Source organism: Collinsella sp. LCP19S3_F2, from assembly GCF_052121015.1.
Taxonomy (GTDB): Bacteria; Actinomycetota; Coriobacteriia; order Coriobacteriales; family Coriobacteriaceae; genus Collinsella.
This window is the reverse complement of record NZ_JBQKFA010000005.1, coordinates 45,135-65,938: the sequence shown is the minus strand read 5'-3', so window position 1 is coordinate 65,938 and position 20,804 is coordinate 45,135. Positions and strand designations below refer to the sequence as shown.

Sequence of the window (20,804 nt, the reverse complement as noted above, 5' to 3'; positions counted from 1 at the left end):
TGGCTTACTTTTTGCGGGCAAGCTCACCGATGTTGGCGATGCCAGAGAAAACGGCCTCGAAGCGGTTGAGCAGCTTAAGGCGATTATCGCGGAGCTGCTCGTCCTTGTCCATGACCATAACCTCGTCGAAGAAGCGGTCGATGGGGGCCCGCAGGGCGGCAAGGGCGGCAAATGCGGCCGGGTAATCCTCGGCAGCAAGGGCGCCATCGACAGCGGTCTGAGCAGCCTCGGAGGCATCGGCAAGCGCGAGCTCGGCCTCACCCATCAGGCTGCGATCGTACTCCATACCCAGCTCGGGCTTGGAGATGTGCGCGGCGCGGGCATAGGCAGTAGCCAGGTTGTCGAAGGTCTCGGCATCGTTCTTACGAGCCTCGTCGAGCGCGGCGCAGCGGGCGAAGAAGACGGACGGAGCGATGATGTGCACCGCGGAGACGGCGGCGACGGTGTCCGCCGGAATCTTCTCGTCGCGGGCCATGCTCACCAGACGGCCGTGGAAGAAGTCACGGACCTGCTGGGCGACCTCGGCGGCGTCGAACTCGATGCCCTGCTCGCTATAGAGCTCAAGGGCAAAGTCGATGAGCGTCGTGGGGTCGATCGGCAGACGATCGCGCAGGATGTTGATAATGCCGATAGCGGCGCGACGCAGCGCGTACGGGTCGGAAGAGCCGGTCGGGGGCTCACCGATGGCAAAGATACCGGCAATGGTATCGAGCTTGTCGGCACAGGCCACGATGCAGCCAGCGGTGCCCTCGGGCAGCTCATCGCCGGCAAAGCGGGGACGATAATGATCGCGAATGGCGTGGGCGACCTCGTCGTTCTCCCCCATCGCAGTTGCGTAATAGCCACCCATCACGCCCTGCTGGCTCGTAAACTCGACGACGGCGTTGGAAACCAGGTCGGCCTTGCACAGGTGCGCGGCGCGAGCGGCATCGGCAGCGAGGTGGGCGCCCAGATGGGCCTCGCGGGCAATAGCGAGCGCGAGCTGCTCAATGCGCTCGGACTTGGCGAGCACGCTGCCGAGCTTCTCCTGGAAGGCAACCTTGGCCAGACGCTCACGGAACTCGTCGAGGGAGATCTTCAGGTCCTCCTCGTAGAAGAACTTGGCATCGTCCAGACGGGCGCGCACGACGCGCTCGTTGCCGTCGATCACACGCTCGGCATTCTCGGGCTTGCTGTTGGAGACGACCACGAACTCACGCGTGAGCTTGCCCTCGCCGTCATAGATCGGGAAGTAGCGCTGGTTGGTGAGCATGGACTCGCAGATGATCTCGTGCGGGACCTTGAGGAACTCCTCGTCGAAGGTACCGACGAGCACCGTCGGCCACTCGCAGAGGTTAATGACCTCCTCGAAGACCTTCTTGGGCGTATCGACATGGCAGCCAGGGCGAGCGGCCTCGACCTCGGCAATACCGGCAAGGATGGCCTCACGACGACGCTCGGCAGAGAGCACGCCGGCGTCCTCGAGCACCTGCTCGTAGACGGCGGGGCTGGCGACAACATGGTCACCGGCGCCCAGCACGCGATGTCCGCGCGTGGTATTGCCGCTCGTCACATCGGCAAACGTCACGGGCACAACGTCCTCGCCCAGAAGGCAGCAGATCCAACGGACCGGACGCACAAACGTAGCGTGCTCGTGGCCCCAGCGCTGGCTGCGGTAGTTGGGCCACTGCAGGCCTGCGATCGTCTTCTCGCACAGGGCCGTCAGAATAGGGGTAGCCGGCACGGAGGGAATGTTCTTCTCGGCGAATACGTACTCGCGACCGTCGGTATCCTCACGACGGATCAGGTCCTCGGCAGACACACCGCACTTGCGGGCGAAGCCCTGAGCGGCCTTGGTGGCGTTGCCGTCGGCATCGAAGGCAATGTTTGCCGCAGGGCCGCGCTTGACCTCGTGGACCTCATCGGTCGCGGTGGCGACGTTGGTCACGAGCGCAGCCAGACGACGCGGGCTCGAGATCACGCGGACCTCGCCATGGGCCAGGCCGGCCTCGTCGAGGCCCTTGGCGATCATATCGCCAAGCTGCTTGACGGCATTGTTCAGCGGTGCGGAGGGCATTTCCTCCGTACCGATCTCAAACAGGAAATCCTTAGCGTCTGCCATGGCTTACGCCACCTCGCCTTCCTGGTCGGCATTCTCGTTAACTCCGGCAACCTCGGCCATATAGGCCTCGCAGCACGCCTTGGCGACGGCGCGGACGCGCAGGATGTAGTTGGCACGCTCGACTGCGGACAGGGCGCCGCGGGCATCGAGCAGGTTGAAGGCATGGCTGCACTTCATGACGCAGTCGTATGCGGGCAGCGGCAGCTTGCGCTCCAGACAGGAGTGGCACTCGGCCTCGTAGTCGTCAAACTTCTGACGCATCATCTCGACGTTCGCGACCTCAAAATTGTAGGCGCTAAACTCGCGCTCGTTCTCCAGGAACACGTCACCGTAGGTCATGGGCGTGCCGTCGGGCAGATAGCTCCACACCAGGTCATAGACGGAGTTGACGCCCTGGGCGTACATGGCGATGCGCTCCAGGCCGTAGGTGATCTCGACGGGCACGGGGTCGACCTCGATGCCGCCCACCTGCTGGAAGTACGTAAACTGCGTGACCTCCATGCCGTTGAGCCAGACCTCCCAGCCAAGGCCCCAGGCGCCGAGCGTCGGGCTCTCCCAGTCGTCCTCGACAAAGCGGACGTCATGGTCGTTGGGGTCCAGGCCAATGGCGGCAAGAGACCCCAGGTAAAGCTCCTGAGCATTAACCGGGGAAGGCTTAATGAGCACCTGGAACTGATAGTAGTGCTGCATGCGGTTGGGGTTCTCGCCGTAGCGGCCGTCGGCGGGACGGCGGCAGGGCTGCGCATAGCAGGTGCGCCACTCGGCAGGACCGAGCGAGCGCAGCGTGGTCGCGGTATGGAAGGTACCGGCACCGACCTCGGAGTCATAGGGCTGCATAATGACGCAGCCCTGCTCGCCCCAGTACTGCTGGAGGCGCAGGATGATGTCTTGGAAGGAAAGCGATGAAGCGTTCATGCCTCTAATATCCCCTCGTCGAAAAGATTACACGGTTAGGTACTGTACTATAGCGGTTTTTAGTCGATAGCGCCCAGACGGTTGAGCGGCCAGTAACGCACGAGCGCCACGGCGATCAGGTCCGAACGGTCGACCGGGCCAAAGTAGCGTGAGTCGGCTGAGTTCTCGCGGTTGTCGCCCATCACCCACACGCACCCGTCAGGGACGGTGTAGGGATAGCTCACCTGAGCACCAGGCGCCTGGACCGACAGTGGCCAGCTCATGCCCGTCGTATAGTCCTCGTCGAGCGCTTGGCCGTCAACGACCACCTTGCCGTCCTGCAGGTTGACCGTCTGGCCGGCCGTAGCGATGACCCGCTTGACGAGCACATCGTGCTCAGAGGTGCCATCGGGGTTGTGGAACACCACAATATCGCCCTGTTTGACAGGCTGGCCGAGCTCAAGCGTCACCTTTTGCGCCAGGATCTGGTCGCCAATCTCGATAGTGGACTCCATGGAACCGGTGGGCACCACAAAGGGCTCGACCACAAAGGTGCGAATCAAGAAGGTGGCGACGAGCGCGATTGCGACGACCACGACCCACTCAAACGCGCCCTTTAGCATGGAATGCTGCGACGGAACCATTCTCACTCCTCGCTCTGCGAATACGAAGCGTCCAAAATCTCCTGCGCGTACGCACGCTCCTGGGGCGTAAGCCGCGCCGTCTCAATTAAGTCGGGACGCCAGCGACAGGTGCGCTCGATGGCGTTCTTGCGGCGCCAAGCGTCAACCTTGGCGTGGTCACCACTTACAAGCACCGGAGGCACGCCCTCGCCGTTAAACTCGGCAGGACGGGTGTACTGCGCGTACTCGAGCAGCCCACCGTCCTCGGCGGTCGAGAATGATTCGTCAACGTTGCTCATCTCATCTCCCAGAGCGCCGGGAATCAGACGCACGACGGCGTCAGCAACGACCATAGCGGGGAGCTCGCCGCCCGTGAGCACATAGTCGCCGATCGACAGGCGCTCATCGGCATAGGCATACGCGCGCTCGTCGACACCCTCGTAGCGGCTGCACACAAACAGCAGGCGCTCGCTTTGGAGCAGGCGCTCGGCTACATGCTGCGTAAAAGGCTCACCGCAGGGCGTAAAGAACACCACGGTGGGCTTGGGGCCCTCAGAGCTGATGGCCTCGATGGCCTCAGCGATGGGCTCGACCTTCATGAGCATGCCCTGACCGCCGCCGTACGGCTCGTCATCGACGGTACGGTGGCGATCGTGCGTCCAGTCGCGCAGGTTATACGCCTTAAAATCAAAAAGGCCGGCCTTGCGGGCACGGCCCAAAATCGATGTGGACATGACAGGCTCAAACATCTCGGGAAAGACCGAAAGGGTCTCGATCAGCATGTTGTCCTCCCTACTTGTCCATATCGATCAAGCCGTCCATAACGTGGACGGATATTGCCCCCCGATCGGGAAGATCGAGCACAACTTGCTCGATCACGGGAATCAGCACCTCGCCGTACCGATCACCCTCGACAACCCAAACGTCGTTGGCGGGCGTCGACATAATCTCAACGATCGTTCCGAGCGACCCAAAGCGCTCGTCAACCACCTCGCGACCCATAAGGTCGGTATAGGCGGCATCGAGTGAATCGAGCTCAAAGTCATCACGGTTCGCCAAAACGAAACAACCCGTGATGCCCTCGGCGGCCGTCAAGTCGTCAATGCCCTCAAACGAAACCAGATCGCCATCGCCCGTATCGGTAACGGATGTAACCGTGCAAAAGCGGTCACGCTTGAGCGCCGGTGGCGTCAGGGCGACACGCATACCCGGCTCCAATACAGAAGGAAGCCCCCGCAGCGGCTGCGCGAGGACCTCCCCCTTCCTTCCATGCGGCTTAACCACACGGGCGATGTTTTTGTACTGGGACCTCAAGGTCCTAGCCCAGAACCTCTACCTCGACGGAAGTGTCGAGGCGAGCGGCCAGTGCACGGGCGAGCGTGCGAATGGCCTTGATGGTACGGCCGCGACGGCCAATGACCTTAGCTACGTCATCCTCGGCAACCGAAACCTCAATAGTTGAGGCATCGTCACCATCGATAACTTCCAGGCTCACGGAATCCGGGTCGTCGACGATCTGAACAACGAGATATTCGACGAGATCGGCGATGCGATCTGAGAGCATTGCCTCACCCTCGAGCTGTGCAGCGTCAACCTCAGGCACGATTTACTCCTCGGCGCCCTCAGCGGCCTCAGCGGCCTCAGCGGCAGCCTTAGCGGCCTCGGCCTCTTTGGCGAGCTGCTTCTTGGACTTCTTGACGACGGTCTCGGTCTTCTCGCCCTCGTTGGCGGCCTTGACCAGGGCAGCGACAGCGTCGGTGAGCTGAGCGCCCTTGGACTGCCAGTCAGCAATCTTCTCGAGATCGAGGTTGATGGTCTTGGGGGTGGTCATCGGGTTGTAGCGGCCAACCTCCTCGATGATACGACCGTCACGCGGGGCGCGGGAATCGGCGACGACGACACGGTAGTACGGACGCTTCTTAGCGCCGTGACGAGCAAGGCGAATCTTGACTGCCAAAGGAAACTCCTCCAACCAAGCAGCTTTAGGCTGCAACTACAAACAAACAGTTGAACATAATACGCCATCGACGCGGGCAGGTGAAGTCCGTGAGACCAACTTCTTCGGTGTAGTCGAAGGCAAATCCATATCTTAGACAAGAATTCGCGATTTGCAAGCACATCCACGCACCCCACATGAGCTGCGCGGTATACTCATGCCATGAAAAGATGCGAACATACATACGGTTATGAGGATACTGCGGGCGTCACGCCGCCGCCCTGGACGGGTCCGGCGGTGGGTCTGATGGATCTCGATGCGTTTTTTGCGAGCGTGGAGATGCTCGATCATCCCGAGTGGCGCGGCAAGCCGCTTATCGTTGGCGGAGACGCCGAATCGCGCGGCGTCGTCTCCACCTGCTCATACGAGGCACGCCGCTTTGGCGTGCACTCCGCCATGCCCTCGGCCGAGGCGCGCCGCCTATGTCCGCAGGCCATTTGGACACACGGGCATTTCGATCGCTACCACGAGGTTAGCGCACAGGTCATGAATATTCTTGCCGACGAGACACCGCGCGTAGAGCGCGTGTCCATTGACGAGGCCTTTATCGACATCACGCCGGGCCGCTTTGCGCCCGAGGACCCACTGCTCGTCGTACGACGCATCAGCGATCGCGTGGCGGCACTGGGGGTGACCTGCTCCATCGGCGTCGGTTGCAACAAAACGGTGGCCAAGATTGCAAGCGAGCGAGACAAGCCGTTTGGGCTTACGGTCGTACGCCCGGGAACTGAGCAGCGTTTTCTGGCACCGTTACCTGTTTCTGCCATGAGCGGTATCGGGCGCTCGGCCGAGGAGCGGCTGCGCCGCATGCGGATTTACACGCTGGGCGAGCTGTCGCGCGCACCGGAATCCACGCTGTCTGCGATTTTTGGCGTTAACGGCGAGCGCATGCGCCAGCGTGCGTTGGGGCTCGAGGTTTCCGAAGTCACGAGCCTCGATGAAGAGCGTGAGGTCAAGTCGGTAAGCAATGAGCGCACCTTTGCGAAAGATTTGACCGAGCGCGGGGACATCGAAGCGGCGATTGCATTATTGGGCGAATCCGTCGGACGTCGCCTGCGCCGCCAGGGACTTACCGGCGCCACGGTGACGCTCAAACTTAAGTACTCGTACGGCAGCGGTCGCTCGGCACAGCGACGACTCCCCCATCCCACCGACGACGAGAACATCTTTGTGGCGGTAGCGATCGAGTTGCTCGACAACATCTGGCAGGAAGGAATGCATGTACGCCTTGCCGGCATAGGCATGAGTGACTTCAATCATCAAGGCGGCATACAGACCGACCTGTTTTGCGAAGTCGACGACCGCGGAGCCCAATCCAGCGACCGCCGTGACCTCTCCGTCGCCATCGACGCCGTCCGAGACAAGTTCGGCGACACCGCCCTATCCTTCGGCCGCCAATCACGCTTCTCCTCCCACTAAGTAGTCAATTTGGGACGGGGCTTTTTTAGCTACTTTAGATTGTCAGGGTAGTACGGGGTAGCTAATTTGGGACGGGGCTTTTTTAGCTACCCTTCAGCTGGCAGCGAATCACCCGGGGCCGGAATAAAACTCAACCGATTTGTAGGGTTAGCTAAAATAGCCCCGTCCCAAATTAGCTACCCAACCCATACCTGACGCGGTCGCAACACAGACCTCGTCCAAAATGAGCTATTTTTTGACTTTGACCTTTTGTATGGTGCAGTGTCCAATGCCCGTAAGGCGGACGATCTGTTTAATCGAAAAGCCCTCGCTCTTCAAAGTACGAATGCAGGCATCGCGCGCCCCCTTTGGCAAAGCCTTAAGGTGATGAGGCTCGTACGGCTTAAGAAGCGCCTGCGCAAACTCCAGCGCATCTGTGTCGCTCACATGAGCGCCGTCACGGAAGCAATAGCGATTGGGCTCACCCGAGGTGCTGAAGGCAAAAAATCTCTGAGAGTCACCGAGCAACCCGAGAACGCAATCCGTTTTGCAGATACCCGGATATCCCATATACTCGCGAAAGCTGCTCCATCGATACAGCGAAGCGGTCCCAATCCTCGCCTTCGCGGGATTGTCGTGAATGTATCTCACGCAGTTGAGCAGCTGATCATCATCGAGGATCGGCACACTCTTAAATCGATCCTGGAAAACAGGCCCCTTCCTGCCTGTCTTTGAGTTGAAATACATGGCATACGCAGTCGTAATCGAATGCATGCAATCGCTCAGATGAACATGCTCGTCGTCAAGCAGAAGATGAATATGGTTATCCATAAGGCACCACGCGATGACATCCACTTTAAACTTCTGGCATTTCGAAGCAATCAGCCGAATCAGATAGAGCCGATCTTCGTCATCCTCAAATATGAGTTGGTCGGCACATCCCTTTTGGACGACATGGTAAAAACCATATACAGAGATTTCTCGCGCAGTCCGAGTCATACGCATCCCCTCCTCTACAGATGACAATTACGTTACCCGAGCCAGAGTAGAAAAAAACGTACTGGGAGCTATAAATCGCGATGTTCGGCGAACGGTAGGTAGTAGCTAAAAAAGCCCCGTCCCAAATTAGCTACTTTTGGGCAAAAAGAAAGCCGGGCGGCCGCGGAAAAACGCGACTGCCCGGCGAAATACCTGAGGGTAGCTAAAAAAGCCCCGCCCAAATGAGCTACTAGAGGAGGTCCAGGGAGAGCTGGGGAGCGTCGCCCCAGAGCTTTTCGAGGCGGTAGAACTCACGCGCCTCGGGAGTGAAGACGTGGACGACAACCGAACCGTAGTCCATGAGCATCCAGGTCTTCTGCTCGCGGCCCTCAATGGAAAACGGGTGCTCGCCGCAAGCCTCGGCGACCTTCTCCTCAATCTCGTCGACGATGGAATCAACCTGGCGGTTGTTGGTGCCGGTAGCAAGGACAAAGTAGTCGCACACATCGGAAAGCTCAGTCAGGTCGAGCACCTGAACGTCCTCGCCTTTCTTGTCGTAGGCGGCCTGCGCGGCAGCGCGGGCGACATCCTCGGCGGCGACACCGCTGGCGGAGAGCGTCGCGGCAGTGCGGTCGGACGTGGCCACGAAACTCTTGTGCTCCGCACCTTCAAGAATCTGCTCGTCAGTCATGGTCTCATCGGCCATGGAATACCTCTTTCTAGACGCACCCGAGCTAGCGCAGCTGGGCGTAATGGTTGTAAATCGTAATAGCCGTGGGATAAAGATAGCGCCCGGACTGGATCACATAGACCAGACCCTGCGCAAAACAGGAGAAGAACAACTCGTCGAGCGAGGACGTCCCCACCATCTTGCGCAGCGCATGGGCATAATCGCCGTGGCGGTTGGGTTCGATGGCATCGGCCACAAAGACCACCATATCGAGTGGCGTCATGTCGCAAGCGCCCACGGTGTGACGGTCGACAGCCTGAAAGACCGCCGGCGACAGCTCGGGAAAAAGCTGCGGAAGCTCATAGGCGGCAACCGGGCCATGCAAAAGCGGCGTCGCGGCAGACGGAGAGCCGGCAATCTTAATGCCATAATGCAGAGCGCGCGTGACCAGCTCGTCGTCGGAGAGCACTTTGTCCCAGTCGTGGATCAGGCCGGCGGCAGCGGCATCAAAGCGGTCGACGCCGTATACCTCGGCTAGGTGCAGCGCCGTCTCGGCAACCCCGAGCGAATGCACGTAGCGCTTACGCTTATCCTTCATGCGCACATCGAGCAACTCGTGGATACGCGTCAAGAGCGCGCGCTCGTCGCCCTCAAACTGATCTTCTACCGACAACGTTTCCCCCCGTCAATCAAAATCGTCTTGCCCAAGATCGGCATACAGGCCGCGTTTACGGATATAGCCGAGCACGGACTCGCTCGTAAGATAGCGCACGCTCATGCCGCGGGCAACCCGCTTGCGAATGTTGGTCGAGCTAATCGCCAGCGCCGGAATCTGAATATAGCGCACATCGAATGGCAGCCCCGATTCCTTAATCCTCGCCCGGGCCGTATCGATGTCAAAGCCGGGACGCGTCGCAGCGATAAAGGTTGCCAGTTCGGCAATCTCGTGAGCATTGTGCCAGGTCACAATATCGATAATCGCATCGGCACCCGTAATAAAGTAAAGCTTCACCTGTGGCGGGTAAAACTCGCGAAGGGCACGCAGCGTATCGGCTGTATAGGTGACACCGGCACGATCGATCTCGAAGCGGCTTGCCAAAAAGGCCGGGTTCGCGGCAGTCGCGAGGACTGTCATGGCATAACGGTCCTCGGCAGGCGTCACAGGTTTGTCGAGCTTAAAGGCAGGAGAGCCGGCCGGCATAAAAAGCACAGCGTCCAAGTCGAGCGACTCGCGAGCCTGCTCGGCGGTAACCAAGTGCCCGTAATGAATCGGGTCAAAGGTGCCGCCCATAATGCCAAGCCGAAACTCGTGCCCATCCTTGATGGGCAGCTCTGGCAATCCGATTCCACCGCGCAGCGACATGGCTTACTCGTCCTCCGGGGTCTCAATAACGTCGACATCGGTAGCACCTTCGGAGTCCTCGGCGACATGAGCCACGTCCGCATCCTCGGCCGCTACGTCAATAACCTCAACGCCAGCATCCTCGAGCTCATCCTCGTATTCCGAGAAGTCCTCGGCGCCCTCAAAGTCAAAGGCGCGCTGGCAAATGCGAACCTCGTCGCCGGCACGGCAGCCGGCCTTCTCGAGCGCGTCGTCAACGCCCATGCGCGCAAACTTATGCTGCAGGTAGATGACAGCTTCCTCGTTTTCCCAGTCGGTTTGGATAACCATGCGCTCGATCGCGCGACCAACCACGCGGAAAGCACCGGGCTCTTCCTCAACAATGCGGAAGCGCTTCTCGCGCTGCAGGCGGCGACGCTCCCACTCCTCATCGCGCAGATCGACCGGCTCATCAGAGACCGCAAGCTCCGCGCGAAGCTTAGCCACCTGCTCGCCCACGGCAAGCATCAGCGTGTTGAGGCCGGCACCCGTCACGGCGGAAACGGCAAAAAACATGTGGCCGTCGTCGAGCGCCGCGCGCTTAAGGTCGGCAATCTTGTCGGCCGTACCCGGCGCATCGCACTTGTTGGCGACGACGATCTGCGGGCGCTCCGAGAGCTCGGCACCATACTGCTCGAGCTCACGGTTAATGATGCGATAGTCCTCGACCGGGTCGCGATCCTCAAAACCGCCCGTCATATCGACAACGTGCATGATCAAAGCAGTGCGCTCAATATGGCGCAGGAACTGGTGACCCAAGCCCTTGCCTTCACTCGCACCCTCGATGAGACCGGGGACGTCGGCAACGACGTAAGAATATTCGCCGGCACGCACCATGCCCAGATTGGGCACGAGCGTGGTAAACGGGTAGTCGGCGATCTTGGGACGGGCGGCGCTCATACGCGCGATGAGCGAGGACTTGCCCACCGATGGAAAGCCCACGAGCGCGGCATCGGCCATAAGTTTCATCTCGAGCTCGATCCAGTGCTCCTCGGCAGGCTCACCCAGCTGGGCAAACGCGGGCGCGCGGCGCACCGACGTCACAAAGTGGGTGTTGCCCAGACCGCCGGCCCCACCGGGCGCCACGACAACGCGCTCGCCATCGTGCACCAGGTCGGCAATCTCGAACATCGGGGTCTGCGTCTCGGGATCGAGCTCGCGGACTACGGTGCCCATGGGAACTTTCAAAATCAGGTCCTCGCCGCTCTTGCCATTGCGACGGGCGCCCTGACCGTGCGTGCCGCGCTCGGCACGGAAGTGATGCTTAAAGCGGTAATCGATCAGCGAAGACAGCTGAGCATCGGCCTGGATGACGACATTGCCGCCACGGCCGCCGTCGCCGCCATCGGGGCCGCCCTTGGGAACAAATGCCTCGCGCCTAAACGACATGCATCCGGCTCCGCCGTCGCCGCCGCAAACGTTTATGCGGCTGATATCGGTGAACTGTGACAACAGAATCGCCTCCTACAAAAAAGAGGGAGACCCTTGAATCCTAAAACTCAAGTGCCTCCCACATATGTGCTCTATGAAGGGTGAATTACGCGTTCGCGAGCGGGCGTACGCTGACCCTGTGCTTGATACCCTTGTGGAACTCAACGGTACCGTCGACCAGCGCGAACAGCGTGTCGTCCTTGCCACGGCCAACGTTCGCACCCGGGTGGATGTGCGTGCCATGCTGACGGACGAGAATCGTGCCCGTGGTTACCGTCTGGCCGGCGAAGCGCTTCGTGCCAAGGCGCTGACCGCGGGAGTCACGGCCATTACGGGAGGAACCGAGTCCTTTTTTGTGTGCCATTGTGTATACCTACTCTTTCGTTACGAGTGTAATCTACTCGGCGACGGGAGCCTCGGCAACAGCCTCAGCTTCTGCCTTGACAGCCTTCTTGGCGCGGGAGGTAGCCTGAACCTTCACGATCTTCAGCTTGGTGAGCTGCTGACGGTGACCCTTCAGACGACGATAGCGCTTACGCTTGTGGAACTTGAAGACCAGCTGCTTCTCGCCCTTGAACTGCTCAACGATCTGAGCGGTAACCTTGGCCTTGGCCAGCTTGTCGGGATCGGTGACGATCTTCTTACCATCGTTGAGGAAGATGACCGGCAGGGTGACCTTGTCGCCCTCATTGCCCTCGATCTTCTCGACGGTGATGACATCGTCGGTGGCGACCTTGTACTGCTTGCCGCCCGTGTTAACGATTGCGTACATGTTTACTTGCCCTTCATGCATCAGTTAGTGCAACAGCCGAATATAGTAGCAGGCGATAATACCCCCGTCAACGAGTATGTGGAGCAAATCCACAAGTTCGCACAGGTATGGGGCTGACGAGTCGGCCCTCGTCGTCTTCGCATGCTTGATTCTGACGCTCGACATCGTAGGAGCAGATGGTCACGAGGTCTTGCATACCGGTGGAAACAATAGGTGCATCGACGCCCGGGGTCAAGCCCTGCAACAAAACATCAGCAGCAGAAAGCAAAATTTCCGGACGCATGGAGCCCTCGTTGTCGGCATGGGTGTCGAGTATGAGCACCAGATGGTCCGGGCGCTCCCCCGCCTTAAGCTCGTAGCCCACGAGCGTATGGTCCAAGTCCAGGCGCTTGCTCTTTTTGCCGCGCGCATAGTCGATGCCGTGGGCCGCGCGCAACGTGTCGATTGCGCGACGCACTTCGTCGACAGCGACCGGCGCCTCAGGGTCCAGATGCAGGTCGATACGGTACGACAGGCGCGTGAGCTGCGCCGTCAGCGCCGGCGTGCGCACGTCGATGTAGGCGGCCTCGACGGGCGCCAAATCGGCCGGAGATGCCGCCGCCAGGCGCCCAAAGGCCTCGTCGAGCGCGACGAACTCGGTCATAAACAGGTCATACCACTCGCAGGTCGACGACGTGCCCACGGGCAGCGCCGACGAAAAGCCCACACGCATATGCGGCGAGAAACCCTGCGTCACGGCATAGGGCAGCCCCGCGCGACGCACGATACGCTCAATGGTATGAATCAGTTCCAGGTGGCCCAGGTACTTGAGACGATCGCGCTTGCCGTAGCGAACGCGAAGCCTAAAGAGCGTGGGGTTGTCGGTCAAGCGCTCACTCATGCGCGATCACCCACCAATACGTTCTTGGCGTAGAGCGTGGGGCAGATTCCGCAGCCGGTGCACGACGTGCGGGTGCAGTCGGGCGTCGTGACGCCCTCCAGCGAGCGGCGGTATTCGCGCTCGAGGAAGCCGCGCGAGCAACCGGGGCTCACGTGCTCCCAGGGCAGGTGCCAGTCCAGCTCGTAGGGCAGGTGCACGAGCTCGTTGAGGTCGATGCCGTTTTTGGCCGCGGCCTCCTTCCAGTTATCGAGCGAGAAATGCTCCACCCAGGCGTCAAAACGCGAACCGGCACGCCAGGCATCGATGATGACCGGCGTCATGTCGCGGCCTGCACGAGACAGCGCCGCCTCGATAAGCGAGGTCTCGGCATCGTGGTAGTGCACGCGGACCGCACGGTTGCGAACACTCGTAATGAGGAGCTTCTGACGGCGTTTGACGTCGTCGTAATCGAGCTGCGGGCACCATTGGAAAGGCGTGGCGGCCTTGGGAATAAACACCGACACCGAGATGGACACCGAGATGGAGCCGCGGCGCGCCTTGGGCACCACGGAGCGGCCGAGCTCGAGCACATGGTCGGCCAGGTTGGCGATGGCCACGATATCCTCATCGCGCTCGCCGGGAAGACCCATCATAAAGTAGAGCTTCATACGGTTCCAGCCGGCCTCGAAGGCCGCCTTGGCCGCGCGGTCCACGTCCTCCTCGGTCACGTTCTTGTTGATGATGTCGCGCATGCGCTGGCTACCGGCCTCGGGGGCAAACGTCAGGCCGCCCTTCTTTTCGCCGGCGACCGACTCGGCCATATCCACGCCAAACGAATCCAGGCGCTGCGAGGGAATGGACACGCGAATGCCCGTATCTTCCAGGCGGCGGTTGAGCCTGCCAAGCACGTCGCGGATGCAGGAGTGGTCGGTGGTCGAAAGCGAGGTAAGCGACACCTCGTCATAGCCGGTCTTTTCCAGGCCCTGGATCACCGAGGACACAATCTGGTCTGCCGAGCGCTCGCGCACCGGGCGATACGTCATGCCGGCCTGGCAAAAACGGCAACCGCGAGCGCAGCCGCGCAGGATCTCGATAGACAGGCGATCGTGAACGAGCTGCGCATAGGGCACGCACGACTGCGACAATGGATTGGTAGCGCCAAAGTCCTCAACAACGCGCTTGTAGACCACCGGCGGCACGTCCTTACCCTCGCGCGGCACGGTATAGCCGTGCGGTGAGCAGGGTTCGTCATAGCGCACCTCGTACAGCGACGGCACATAGGTGCCACCGACCGTCGCGAGCCGCTCGACAATCTGGGCGCGCGGTACGCCCTCGTCACGCAGGCGGCGATGCAGGTGGCAGATCTCGAGCAGCGACTCCTCACCCTCGCCAATCAGGATGGCATCGAAGAAGGCCGCATACGGCTCGGGGTTATAAACCGAAGGTCCGCCGGCGACGATGATGGGATCGTCCTCGGTGCGGTCGGCCGCCAGCAGCGGAATGCCGGCGAGGTCGAGCGCCTCGAGAAAGTTTGTCACGGCCATCTCGTGCGGCACGTGCATACCGACGATATCAAACGAGGCCACGGGCGCTGCGCCCTCGAGCGACAGCAGCGGGATACCGGCCTCGCGCATGGCATCGCCCATATCGGGCCACGGCACATAACCGCGCTCACAGGAGATGCCCTCGGCCTGGTTAAGGATGTTGTACAGGATGGCGATACCCTGGTTGGGCAGGCCGACCTCGTACACGTCCGGGTAAATCATGCAGCAACGATAGTCGGCATCGGCCTTGGAGAGCGTACCCCACTCGTGGTCGATATAGCGACTCGGCTTTTCGACCTTCGCGAGCAGCGGCTCGATCAAATGAAAACAGTCTTGGTATGGAACGCGCAAAAGAAACCCCTAAGCAGCGAGATCGGATGCATCCTCAAAAGGATTCATGGGACGGGTAGCGCCGGCAACCGTGGTCACCAGGTCGCGGACGCGCGAGAACGTGGCGGCAACCACCTCGTTGGCACGGCTGTAGTCGATATCGCGCTCGTAGAGAGACACGAGCGCACGACCCATGCCATAGGTGCCGAGGGCGGCGGAGAGTGCCTTGACGGCAAAGCCGATATGCGGCGTCTGCTTTACCAGGGCGCGAGTGACGGCGCGCATTACCAAGCCGCCGGCAAGCACGCCCGCGACCTCGTAGCCGCGCTCGGGCTTAATGCCGCGTCCAAAAATGGCCGCAAGCTCAAAGAGCATGCCAACCTGCGCCAGCGCCATAACGGGATAATCGGCCCCCGGCAAAAACACCAGCGCGCCCGTCGCCATATTGGTAAGCGCGCACGAGGTGATGATGCGGTTGGCGGCGGCGATGCGCATAAAGGCAAAGTTCGCCGCAAAGGCCGTCTCCTTTTCCGTACGGTCCAGGATCCAGCGGGCGAGTGTCTCGAGCAGATACGTCTTATCGGTGGCCGCTACCACGCCGAGCATGGGCGTGGACTCCTGGATAAAAGGCACCTCGACAGCGGACTCGGCCAGCACGCACACGGGCGCGCCGGCAATGACGAGCTCCTGTACAGCACTCTCAAGGCGCTCAGATCCGCACGAAAGCACCAGCACCACGTCGGTATCGGTCTTGGGGACGATACGCTCCTCACCCAGGCGCTCAACGCGGACAATGCCCGAGGTCGTCTGCGGCACAAAGGCATCGCGCACCGTCTCGACCAAAAAACGCGAGGCAGTCGAATCCAGGTAGACCGAAACGCGCACCGGCGTATCGGAATCCCTCTTGGTGGTCGCGCCCATTTTAAAAGCGCGGGTCAGCTTTTCCACGGGAATCTTCATGGCAAACCCCTCCAGCGGTTACGCGGCGCCCGAACGATGCCGCCATATGGATTGTACGATACCCACCGTCAGCAACTGGATCATCATCGACGACGAACCAAAGCTAATAAACGGCAGCGGAATACCGGTAATCGGCATCATGCCAATGCACATGCCGATGTTCTCAAACGTCTGAAATGCCCACATGCCGACAATACCCACGCATGACAAGCGTAGAAACAGAGACTCGCACTTAAAGGCGACGCGGATCGTCGAGAAGATGAGCAGCACGTACAGGCACAGCAACAAAAAGGAACCGCAGAAGCCGAACGTCTCTGACAAAAAGGCAAAGACGAAGTCGGTATGGAACTCGGGCAGAAAGCCGCCGGCCGACTGCGTCGCATGCCCCAGGCCCTTACCAAAGAAACCGCCCGAGCCGACCGCGATCAACGACTGCTGCAGGTTATACGCATCGTCCGAATCGGCGTTGTCGGGGTCGATAAAGACCGTCAGACGATTCATCTGGTACTGCTTAATGAGCACATCGTGGCCGAGCAGCGAATCGAAGACCGAATCGAGCGCCAGGACGAGCGCCACCAAACCCACGAGCAGAGCCAAAGTCGACAGCACCCATTCGCGGCGCGCACCGCTCATGCAGATGACGATGGCGCCCGACACCAGCACGACCAGACCCGAGCCCAAATCGCCCATGGCGACGACGGCCAAAAACGGAACGGACAGCATGCCGCAAAGCTTAATGTAGTCGCGAGCGGTATCGATGCGCCCGTTGTACTGCGAGCCAAGCGTGGCCATAAAGAAGATGGTGATGAGCTTGGCAAGCTCAACGGGCTGGAATGTTAAACCGATACCGGGAATCTTGATCCAACCCGTCATTCCCAAGCCGCCCGTATAGGACAGGCCCGGAATCTTAGGCGAGAAGATCACGATGAGATCGATGACGAGCAGGGCCGTCGAAAAGTTGGAAATGCCGCGCAGGTCGGTGCGCCAGACGAGCACCGCCAGCACCGCGCCAATACCGATACCCAGCAGGTGACGCGAGAACGAGGCGTCGGCTTTAAACTGCGAGGCGGACCAGATAATAATGGCGCCATAGGTGACGAGCGCCACAGTCGCCAACAGCACGCCGACGTGCACCTTTTGGCGAAACGTTCCGCGCGATGCGGAAATCTGCTTGTTGACGCGGTCCAGGCTGCTGCGAGAGCCGGTTTTGGTTGAGCGGAACAGGTCCGCCGGCGAAAAGTCCATCGCAACCTCCTATCGAACCGAGGAATCGCCCGTGGCCGTCGACGTGTCGGGCTCGTCATAAATCGCACCGAGGACATCGCGCACAACGTGCAGCGCGGTATCGGAGCCGCCACCGCCCTGTTCCAAGACAGTGGCGATCACGTACTTGGGGTCATCGGCCGGCGCGTAGGCGCAAAACCACGCGTAATCGTCCTCGCCGCTCTTCTCGCCCGTGCCGGACTTGCCGTAGACCGTAGGGGTCAGGGAGTTAAAGTGCGCGGCGGTCGAAGTCGACGCCGAGTAAATCACATCGTGCATACCGTTGCGGACCAGCGCAAGATCGGCATCGTTGTTAATTTGGGCCTCAAGGCGCTTCTTTTTGCCCTTGCCGTTGTACTTGTAGGCATCGCCGTCGCCATCACGCGAGACGGCAGACAAGAACACATGCGGCACATACTGTTTGCCGCCGTTGGCAATACCCATGTAGGCGCAGGCCATCTGCAGCGGTGTCACCAGAATGTCGCCCTGACCGATGGCGATGTTGGTCATATCGCCGGCATTCCACTTGCGGTCCTCGGCCGAGGCGTCGGTAAAGTACGACTCTTTCCACTCGGCATCGGGAATGCGGCCCGCACCCTCACTCGGCAGGTCGATGCCGCAGGTCTTGCCCAGGCCCCAACGGCGAAAGACCTCTTGCAGGCCTTCGGGATGCTGGTCGTTGTAGAAAAAGGCCTTGCCCATATCGTAGAACACGGGGTCGCAGGAGTTGGCGATACCGGACTGCAGCGTCATCGTGCCGTGGCCGGAGTGCAGCCAGCAGTACTTTCCCCAAGATTTGCCCAAGCCGGTCCAATATCCCGTGCAGTTGGTCGTTTGACTCGAAGTGTACGTGCCAAATTCGAGGCCAGCCAACGCCGAGAGGGGTTTGATGGTCGAGGCGGACATGTACTGGCCGCTAATGGCGCGGTTGAGCAGCGGATGCGAGCCCTCGTCATCGTTAAGCTCGGTCCACACGTCATTGGAAACGCCGCCGATAAAGACAGAAGGGTCAAACTTGGGTTCGCTTGCCATGCCCAGGATCTCGCCGTTGTTGGGGTCAAGGCACACCACGGCACCGTTACCGGCATTGCTATGGCCCGTAGTCTTGGCAAGCTCAATGGCATTCGCCAGAGCCGTCTCGCAGGCCTGTTGAATCTTAAGATCGAGCGTAAGCTTAATGTCAGAACCGGCCTTGGCGGGAACGGCGCCGGCTTGACCGGTAACGTTACCCGAGGCGTCAACTTTCACGGTCTGCTCACCGCGAATACCCTGCAGCAGATTTTCGTAGTAAATCTCTACGCCCGCCTGACCCACAATATCGCCCGATTGATACGAGATCTGGCCAGCCGCGCTTTCGTTGCCGTCCGACGACTTCTTGTTCTGTGCCTCGAGCTGCTCGGAGGTAATGGTGCCGGTATAGCCCAAAATATGGCAGGCGGTCTCGCCATACGGGTACTGGCGCTCGGTGCGCTCGGCGATCTTCACGCCGGGAAACTCACCGGCGTGCTCCTGAATGTAGGCGACGGTAGAGCGGCGCACGTCAGTCGCGATCGTATGCAGGCTCTGCGCGCCCTCGGAATTGTCCTGGATGTTGCGCAGCACCGCGACATACGGCATGCCGAGCACGTTGGCAAGATGACGCACCAGCACCTTGTCGTCGGCAAGATCGCGATAGGCAACGACAGCGAGCGAGGGGCGGTTTTGCACCAGTGCGACGCCGTTGCGGTCCAAGATGCGGCCACGCACGGCAGGGGTGGTAACGGTACGGGTCTGATTGCTCTTGGCCTGCTTGTCGTAGTAGTCCGACGAGACCATCTGCATGCCCCACAGCTTAACGGCAAGCGCGGCAAACATGGCACCCACACCCGTGGTGAGGATGGAAAAACGGCCCTTGAAGGCTGTGGCGGCCGTATTGCCCTCGCCCTCGGTGGCGCGCGGGGCCGTTCCGTGCTGTGTGTCGTAGGTAAAGCGGGAGTCGCCGCGGCGCATGATGACCAGCGCGACCACAATGGCCACGACCAGCGCGATACCGGCGACAACAACCGTCAACTGGGAAGACATCTTGAGGCCTCCCCTATTTGAGCTTACGGGTCTTGGGCTTAAAGCGCATGCCCGTCTGACGCCCACCGCGCGCGGAGAACCCATAGCCAGACTGCGGAGCGGCGCCGGACATCAAAAACGGAATGGCAATCAAGCCCGTCAGGATCGAGGACGGCAGAGCGTGCCCAAAGATGGCCACCACAAAGCTCGTCTCCAGACCCATAAACAGCAAGATGATGCTGTAGACCACGTTGATGGCAAGCGCAAAGGCGCCCACGGTAATGCCGCGCGCGCCCGGCGAGCCGACCGTCTGACCAGCCGCGCTGTGCACCAAAGCAAAACTGCCCACGGTCAGCAGCAGCGACATAACGCCCACCGGCACGGCGGCGGAAAGGTCGTAAAACAGACCGCTGCAAAAGCCGCACACGACGGCACGCGTAGGGTCGCCCGAAAACACGCTCAGGCACACCAAGATGATCATAAAGTTGACGCGGCCGCCCGCGATGGAGATTTGCGGTGCCAGTCCCGCCTGCAGCAGCACGCAGACGATAGCGGCGATTGCAAAGGCGCGGGAGCCAGTCCCCTGTTCGTGTAGATCCATGGACATGCCTCCCTATTCGCTCGATCCAGAATCGGACGCTTCGGCCGTGTCGGAATCATCATCCGATTTCTCGTCCTTAGACTGAGTCGCAGCATCGCGCGACGAGCCCTGCGGGGCACTATTGGCCGAGCTCACATCATCGTCCGAAGCCGACTGCTCGTCGGTGAGCGAGGTAATGACGAGCACTTCCTCGTTATTTTCGGCCGTGGTCTGCGCACGCACCACAATGGTGTAGTACACGTCGTTAGCCGACTTCTCGACCGAAGACACGGTGCCAAGCGGCAGTCCCTTGGGGAACACGCCACCGATGCCCGAGGTCACGATGATATCGCCAACCTTAACATCGGAGTCGACGCTCACGTACTCAAGACGCAGCGTGCCATCGGGCTGGCCCTGTAGCATGCCTTGTGCGCGCGTGTCCTGCACCATGGCGGACACACCAGAGTTCTCATCGCCAATCAGGCGCACGGTCGATGTCTTGGCCGAAACCTCGATAATCTGGCCGATGACGCCGGCCGAGCTCGTCACGGGCATGTTGATGGTAAGCCCGTCGGCAGAACCCTTATCGATGGTGACGGTCGACGTCCAGGCGTCACCCGAGGCTCCGACAATACGAGCCGCAGTGGACTTGAGGTTATAGGTCGACTGCAGGCCCACAAGACCCTCAAGGCGCTCAGCGGTCTTTTGGGCCTCGGAAAGCTCCGCGACCTTGGAAGTGAGGACCTCGTTTTGCTTTTTAAGGTCGTCGAGCGACTCCTGCGAAGCGGTGAGGTTGGAGAAAACGTTGCCGATGGCATTGAATGGCGCCGCCACCGCCGAGCCAACAAAACGCACCGGAGAGGTGATTGTCGTGACGCCCGAACGCACGGCATGTATCGGCCCGGCCTCGCCCTCTCGAATGTAAAACGTGAGCAGCAACACAGAAATCAGGCTGAAAACAATCAACGGGCGCATACCCGTTGA

Annotated in this window: 22 protein-coding genes; 1 reads left to right on the top strand and 21 read right to left on the bottom strand. The window is 60.5% G+C overall.

Features of this window, described 5'->3' with window-relative positions; all coding sequences use genetic code 11:
- Nucleotides 1-4: 4 nt before the first annotated feature.
- Genes glyS through rpsP form a run of 7 tightly spaced genes read right to left on the bottom strand, consistent with a single transcriptional unit; the run spans nucleotide 5 to nucleotide 5,575 of the window.
- The gene (gene glyS, locus ACTQX9_RS05820; protein WP_441540746.1) at nucleotides 5-2,101 is read right to left on the bottom strand and encodes a glycine--tRNA ligase subunit beta; all 2,097 of its coding nucleotides are present in this window, start codon (nucleotides 2,099-2,101) and stop codon (nucleotides 5-7) included.
- 3 nt (nucleotides 2,102-2,104) lie between these two features.
- On the bottom strand, nucleotides 2,105-3,016 hold the full coding sequence (locus tag ACTQX9_RS05815; protein ID WP_006236091.1) for a glycine--tRNA ligase subunit alpha: 912 nt from the start codon (nucleotides 3,014-3,016) through the stop codon (nucleotides 2,105-2,107).
- A gap of 59 nt (nucleotides 3,017-3,075) precedes the next feature.
- Complete coding sequence (gene lepB / locus ACTQX9_RS05810) at nucleotides 3,076-3,639, bottom strand: signal peptidase I (protein ID WP_441054258.1); 564 nt, start codon at nucleotides 3,637-3,639, stop codon at nucleotides 3,076-3,078.
- A gap of 2 nt (nucleotides 3,640-3,641) precedes the next feature.
- Nucleotides 3,642-4,400 (bottom strand): tRNA (guanosine(37)-N1)-methyltransferase TrmD, encoded by a 759-nt coding sequence (gene trmD, locus ACTQX9_RS05805; protein ID WP_154516229.1) that lies wholly within the window; start codon nucleotides 4,398-4,400, stop codon nucleotides 3,642-3,644.
- Nucleotides 4,401-4,410: 10 nt separating this feature from the next.
- A complete protein-coding gene (gene rimM / locus ACTQX9_RS05800; RefSeq protein ID WP_427717603.1) occupies nucleotides 4,411-4,902 on the bottom strand; it encodes a ribosome maturation factor RimM in 492 nt (163 codons plus the stop codon).
- A gap of 34 nt (nucleotides 4,903-4,936) precedes the next feature.
- Nucleotides 4,937-5,182, bottom strand: a complete 246-nt coding sequence (locus tag ACTQX9_RS05795) for a KH domain-containing protein (protein WP_154516529.1) — start codon at nucleotides 5,180-5,182, stop codon at nucleotides 4,937-4,939.
- A gap of 42 nt (nucleotides 5,183-5,224) precedes the next feature.
- Nucleotides 5,225-5,575 carry a 30S ribosomal protein S16 gene (gene rpsP / locus ACTQX9_RS05790; RefSeq protein WP_154516223.1) on the bottom strand — a complete coding sequence of 117 codons (351 nt, stop codon included), beginning with the start codon at nucleotides 5,573-5,575 and terminating at the stop codon, nucleotides 5,225-5,227.
- A 201-nt stretch (nucleotides 5,576-5,776) separates the two neighbouring features.
- Between rpsP and dinB the strand changes: the two genes are divergently transcribed.
- A complete protein-coding gene (gene dinB / locus ACTQX9_RS05785; RefSeq protein ID WP_427717584.1) occupies nucleotides 5,777-7,033 on the top strand; it encodes a DNA polymerase IV in 1,257 nt (418 codons plus the stop codon).
- Between the two features lie 228 nt (nucleotides 7,034-7,261).
- On the opposite strand, the gene ACTQX9_RS05780 is transcribed toward dinB, so the two are convergent.
- From ACTQX9_RS05780 to mreC, 14 genes are all read right to left on the bottom strand, one after another.
- Nucleotides 7,262-8,011, bottom strand: coding sequence for a transposase (locus ACTQX9_RS05780; RefSeq protein WP_195838550.1), 750 nt, complete (start codon nucleotides 8,009-8,011; stop codon nucleotides 7,262-7,264).
- 229 nt (nucleotides 8,012-8,240) lie between these two features.
- Entirely contained in the window at nucleotides 8,241-8,696 is a 456-nt protein-coding gene (rsfS, locus tag ACTQX9_RS05775) for a ribosome silencing factor (RefSeq protein ID WP_427726898.1), read from the bottom strand.
- A 28-nt stretch (nucleotides 8,697-8,724) separates the two neighbouring features.
- Nucleotides 8,725-9,258, bottom strand: coding sequence for a bis(5'-nucleosyl)-tetraphosphatase (symmetrical) YqeK (gene yqeK / locus ACTQX9_RS05770; RefSeq protein ID WP_441540777.1), 534 nt, complete (start codon nucleotides 9,256-9,258; stop codon nucleotides 8,725-8,727).
- An 87-nt stretch (nucleotides 9,259-9,345) separates the two neighbouring features.
- Nucleotides 9,346-10,023 (bottom strand): nicotinate-nucleotide adenylyltransferase, encoded by a 678-nt coding sequence (gene nadD / locus ACTQX9_RS05765; RefSeq protein WP_427794396.1) that lies wholly within the window; start codon nucleotides 10,021-10,023, stop codon nucleotides 9,346-9,348.
- Nucleotides 10,024-10,026: 3 nt separating this feature from the next.
- Nucleotides 10,027-11,493, bottom strand: coding sequence for a GTPase ObgE (gene obgE, locus ACTQX9_RS05760; RefSeq protein ID WP_441540745.1), 1,467 nt, complete (start codon nucleotides 11,491-11,493; stop codon nucleotides 10,027-10,029).
- Between the two features lie 85 nt (nucleotides 11,494-11,578).
- The gene (gene rpmA, locus ACTQX9_RS05755) at nucleotides 11,579-11,836 is read right to left on the bottom strand and encodes a 50S ribosomal protein L27 (RefSeq protein ID WP_154516202.1); all 258 of its coding nucleotides are present in this window, start codon (nucleotides 11,834-11,836) and stop codon (nucleotides 11,579-11,581) included.
- A 33-nt stretch (nucleotides 11,837-11,869) separates the two neighbouring features.
- Nucleotides 11,870-12,244 carry a 50S ribosomal protein L21 gene (gene rplU, locus ACTQX9_RS05750; RefSeq protein ID WP_035138585.1) on the bottom strand — a complete coding sequence of 125 codons (375 nt, stop codon included), beginning with the start codon at nucleotides 12,242-12,244 and terminating at the stop codon, nucleotides 11,870-11,872.
- Between the two features lie 67 nt (nucleotides 12,245-12,311).
- Nucleotides 12,312-13,124 (bottom strand): TIGR03936 family radical SAM-associated protein, encoded by an 813-nt coding sequence (locus ACTQX9_RS05745; protein ID WP_441540744.1) that lies wholly within the window; start codon nucleotides 13,122-13,124, stop codon nucleotides 12,312-12,314.
- Nucleotides 13,121-14,998, bottom strand: coding sequence for a TIGR03960 family B12-binding radical SAM protein (locus tag ACTQX9_RS05740; protein WP_441540743.1), 1,878 nt, complete (start codon nucleotides 14,996-14,998; stop codon nucleotides 13,121-13,123). The genes ACTQX9_RS05745 and ACTQX9_RS05740 overlap by 4 nt, the downstream gene beginning before the upstream one ends.
- Before the next feature lie 9 nt (nucleotides 14,999-15,007).
- On the bottom strand, nucleotides 15,008-15,937 hold the full coding sequence (locus ACTQX9_RS05735) for a YcjF family protein (RefSeq protein WP_427726909.1): 930 nt from the start codon (nucleotides 15,935-15,937) through the stop codon (nucleotides 15,008-15,010).
- An 18-nt stretch (nucleotides 15,938-15,955) separates the two neighbouring features.
- The gene (locus tag ACTQX9_RS05730) at nucleotides 15,956-17,182 is read right to left on the bottom strand and encodes an FtsW/RodA/SpoVE family cell cycle protein (RefSeq protein WP_154516190.1); all 1,227 of its coding nucleotides are present in this window, start codon (nucleotides 17,180-17,182) and stop codon (nucleotides 15,956-15,958) included.
- 9 nt (nucleotides 17,183-17,191) lie between these two features.
- Complete coding sequence (gene mrdA / locus ACTQX9_RS05725) at nucleotides 17,192-19,261, bottom strand: penicillin-binding protein 2 (RefSeq protein ID WP_154516187.1); 2,070 nt, start codon at nucleotides 19,259-19,261, stop codon at nucleotides 17,192-17,194.
- 13 nt (nucleotides 19,262-19,274) lie between these two features.
- On the bottom strand, nucleotides 19,275-19,841 hold the full coding sequence (locus tag ACTQX9_RS05720; RefSeq protein ID WP_441540742.1) for a hypothetical protein: 567 nt from the start codon (nucleotides 19,839-19,841) through the stop codon (nucleotides 19,275-19,277).
- A gap of 12 nt (nucleotides 19,842-19,853) precedes the next feature.
- A complete protein-coding gene (gene mreC, locus ACTQX9_RS05715) occupies nucleotides 19,854-20,795 on the bottom strand; it encodes a rod shape-determining protein MreC (RefSeq protein WP_154516181.1) in 942 nt (313 codons plus the stop codon).
- Between the last annotated feature and the right edge of the window lie 9 nt (nucleotides 20,796-20,804).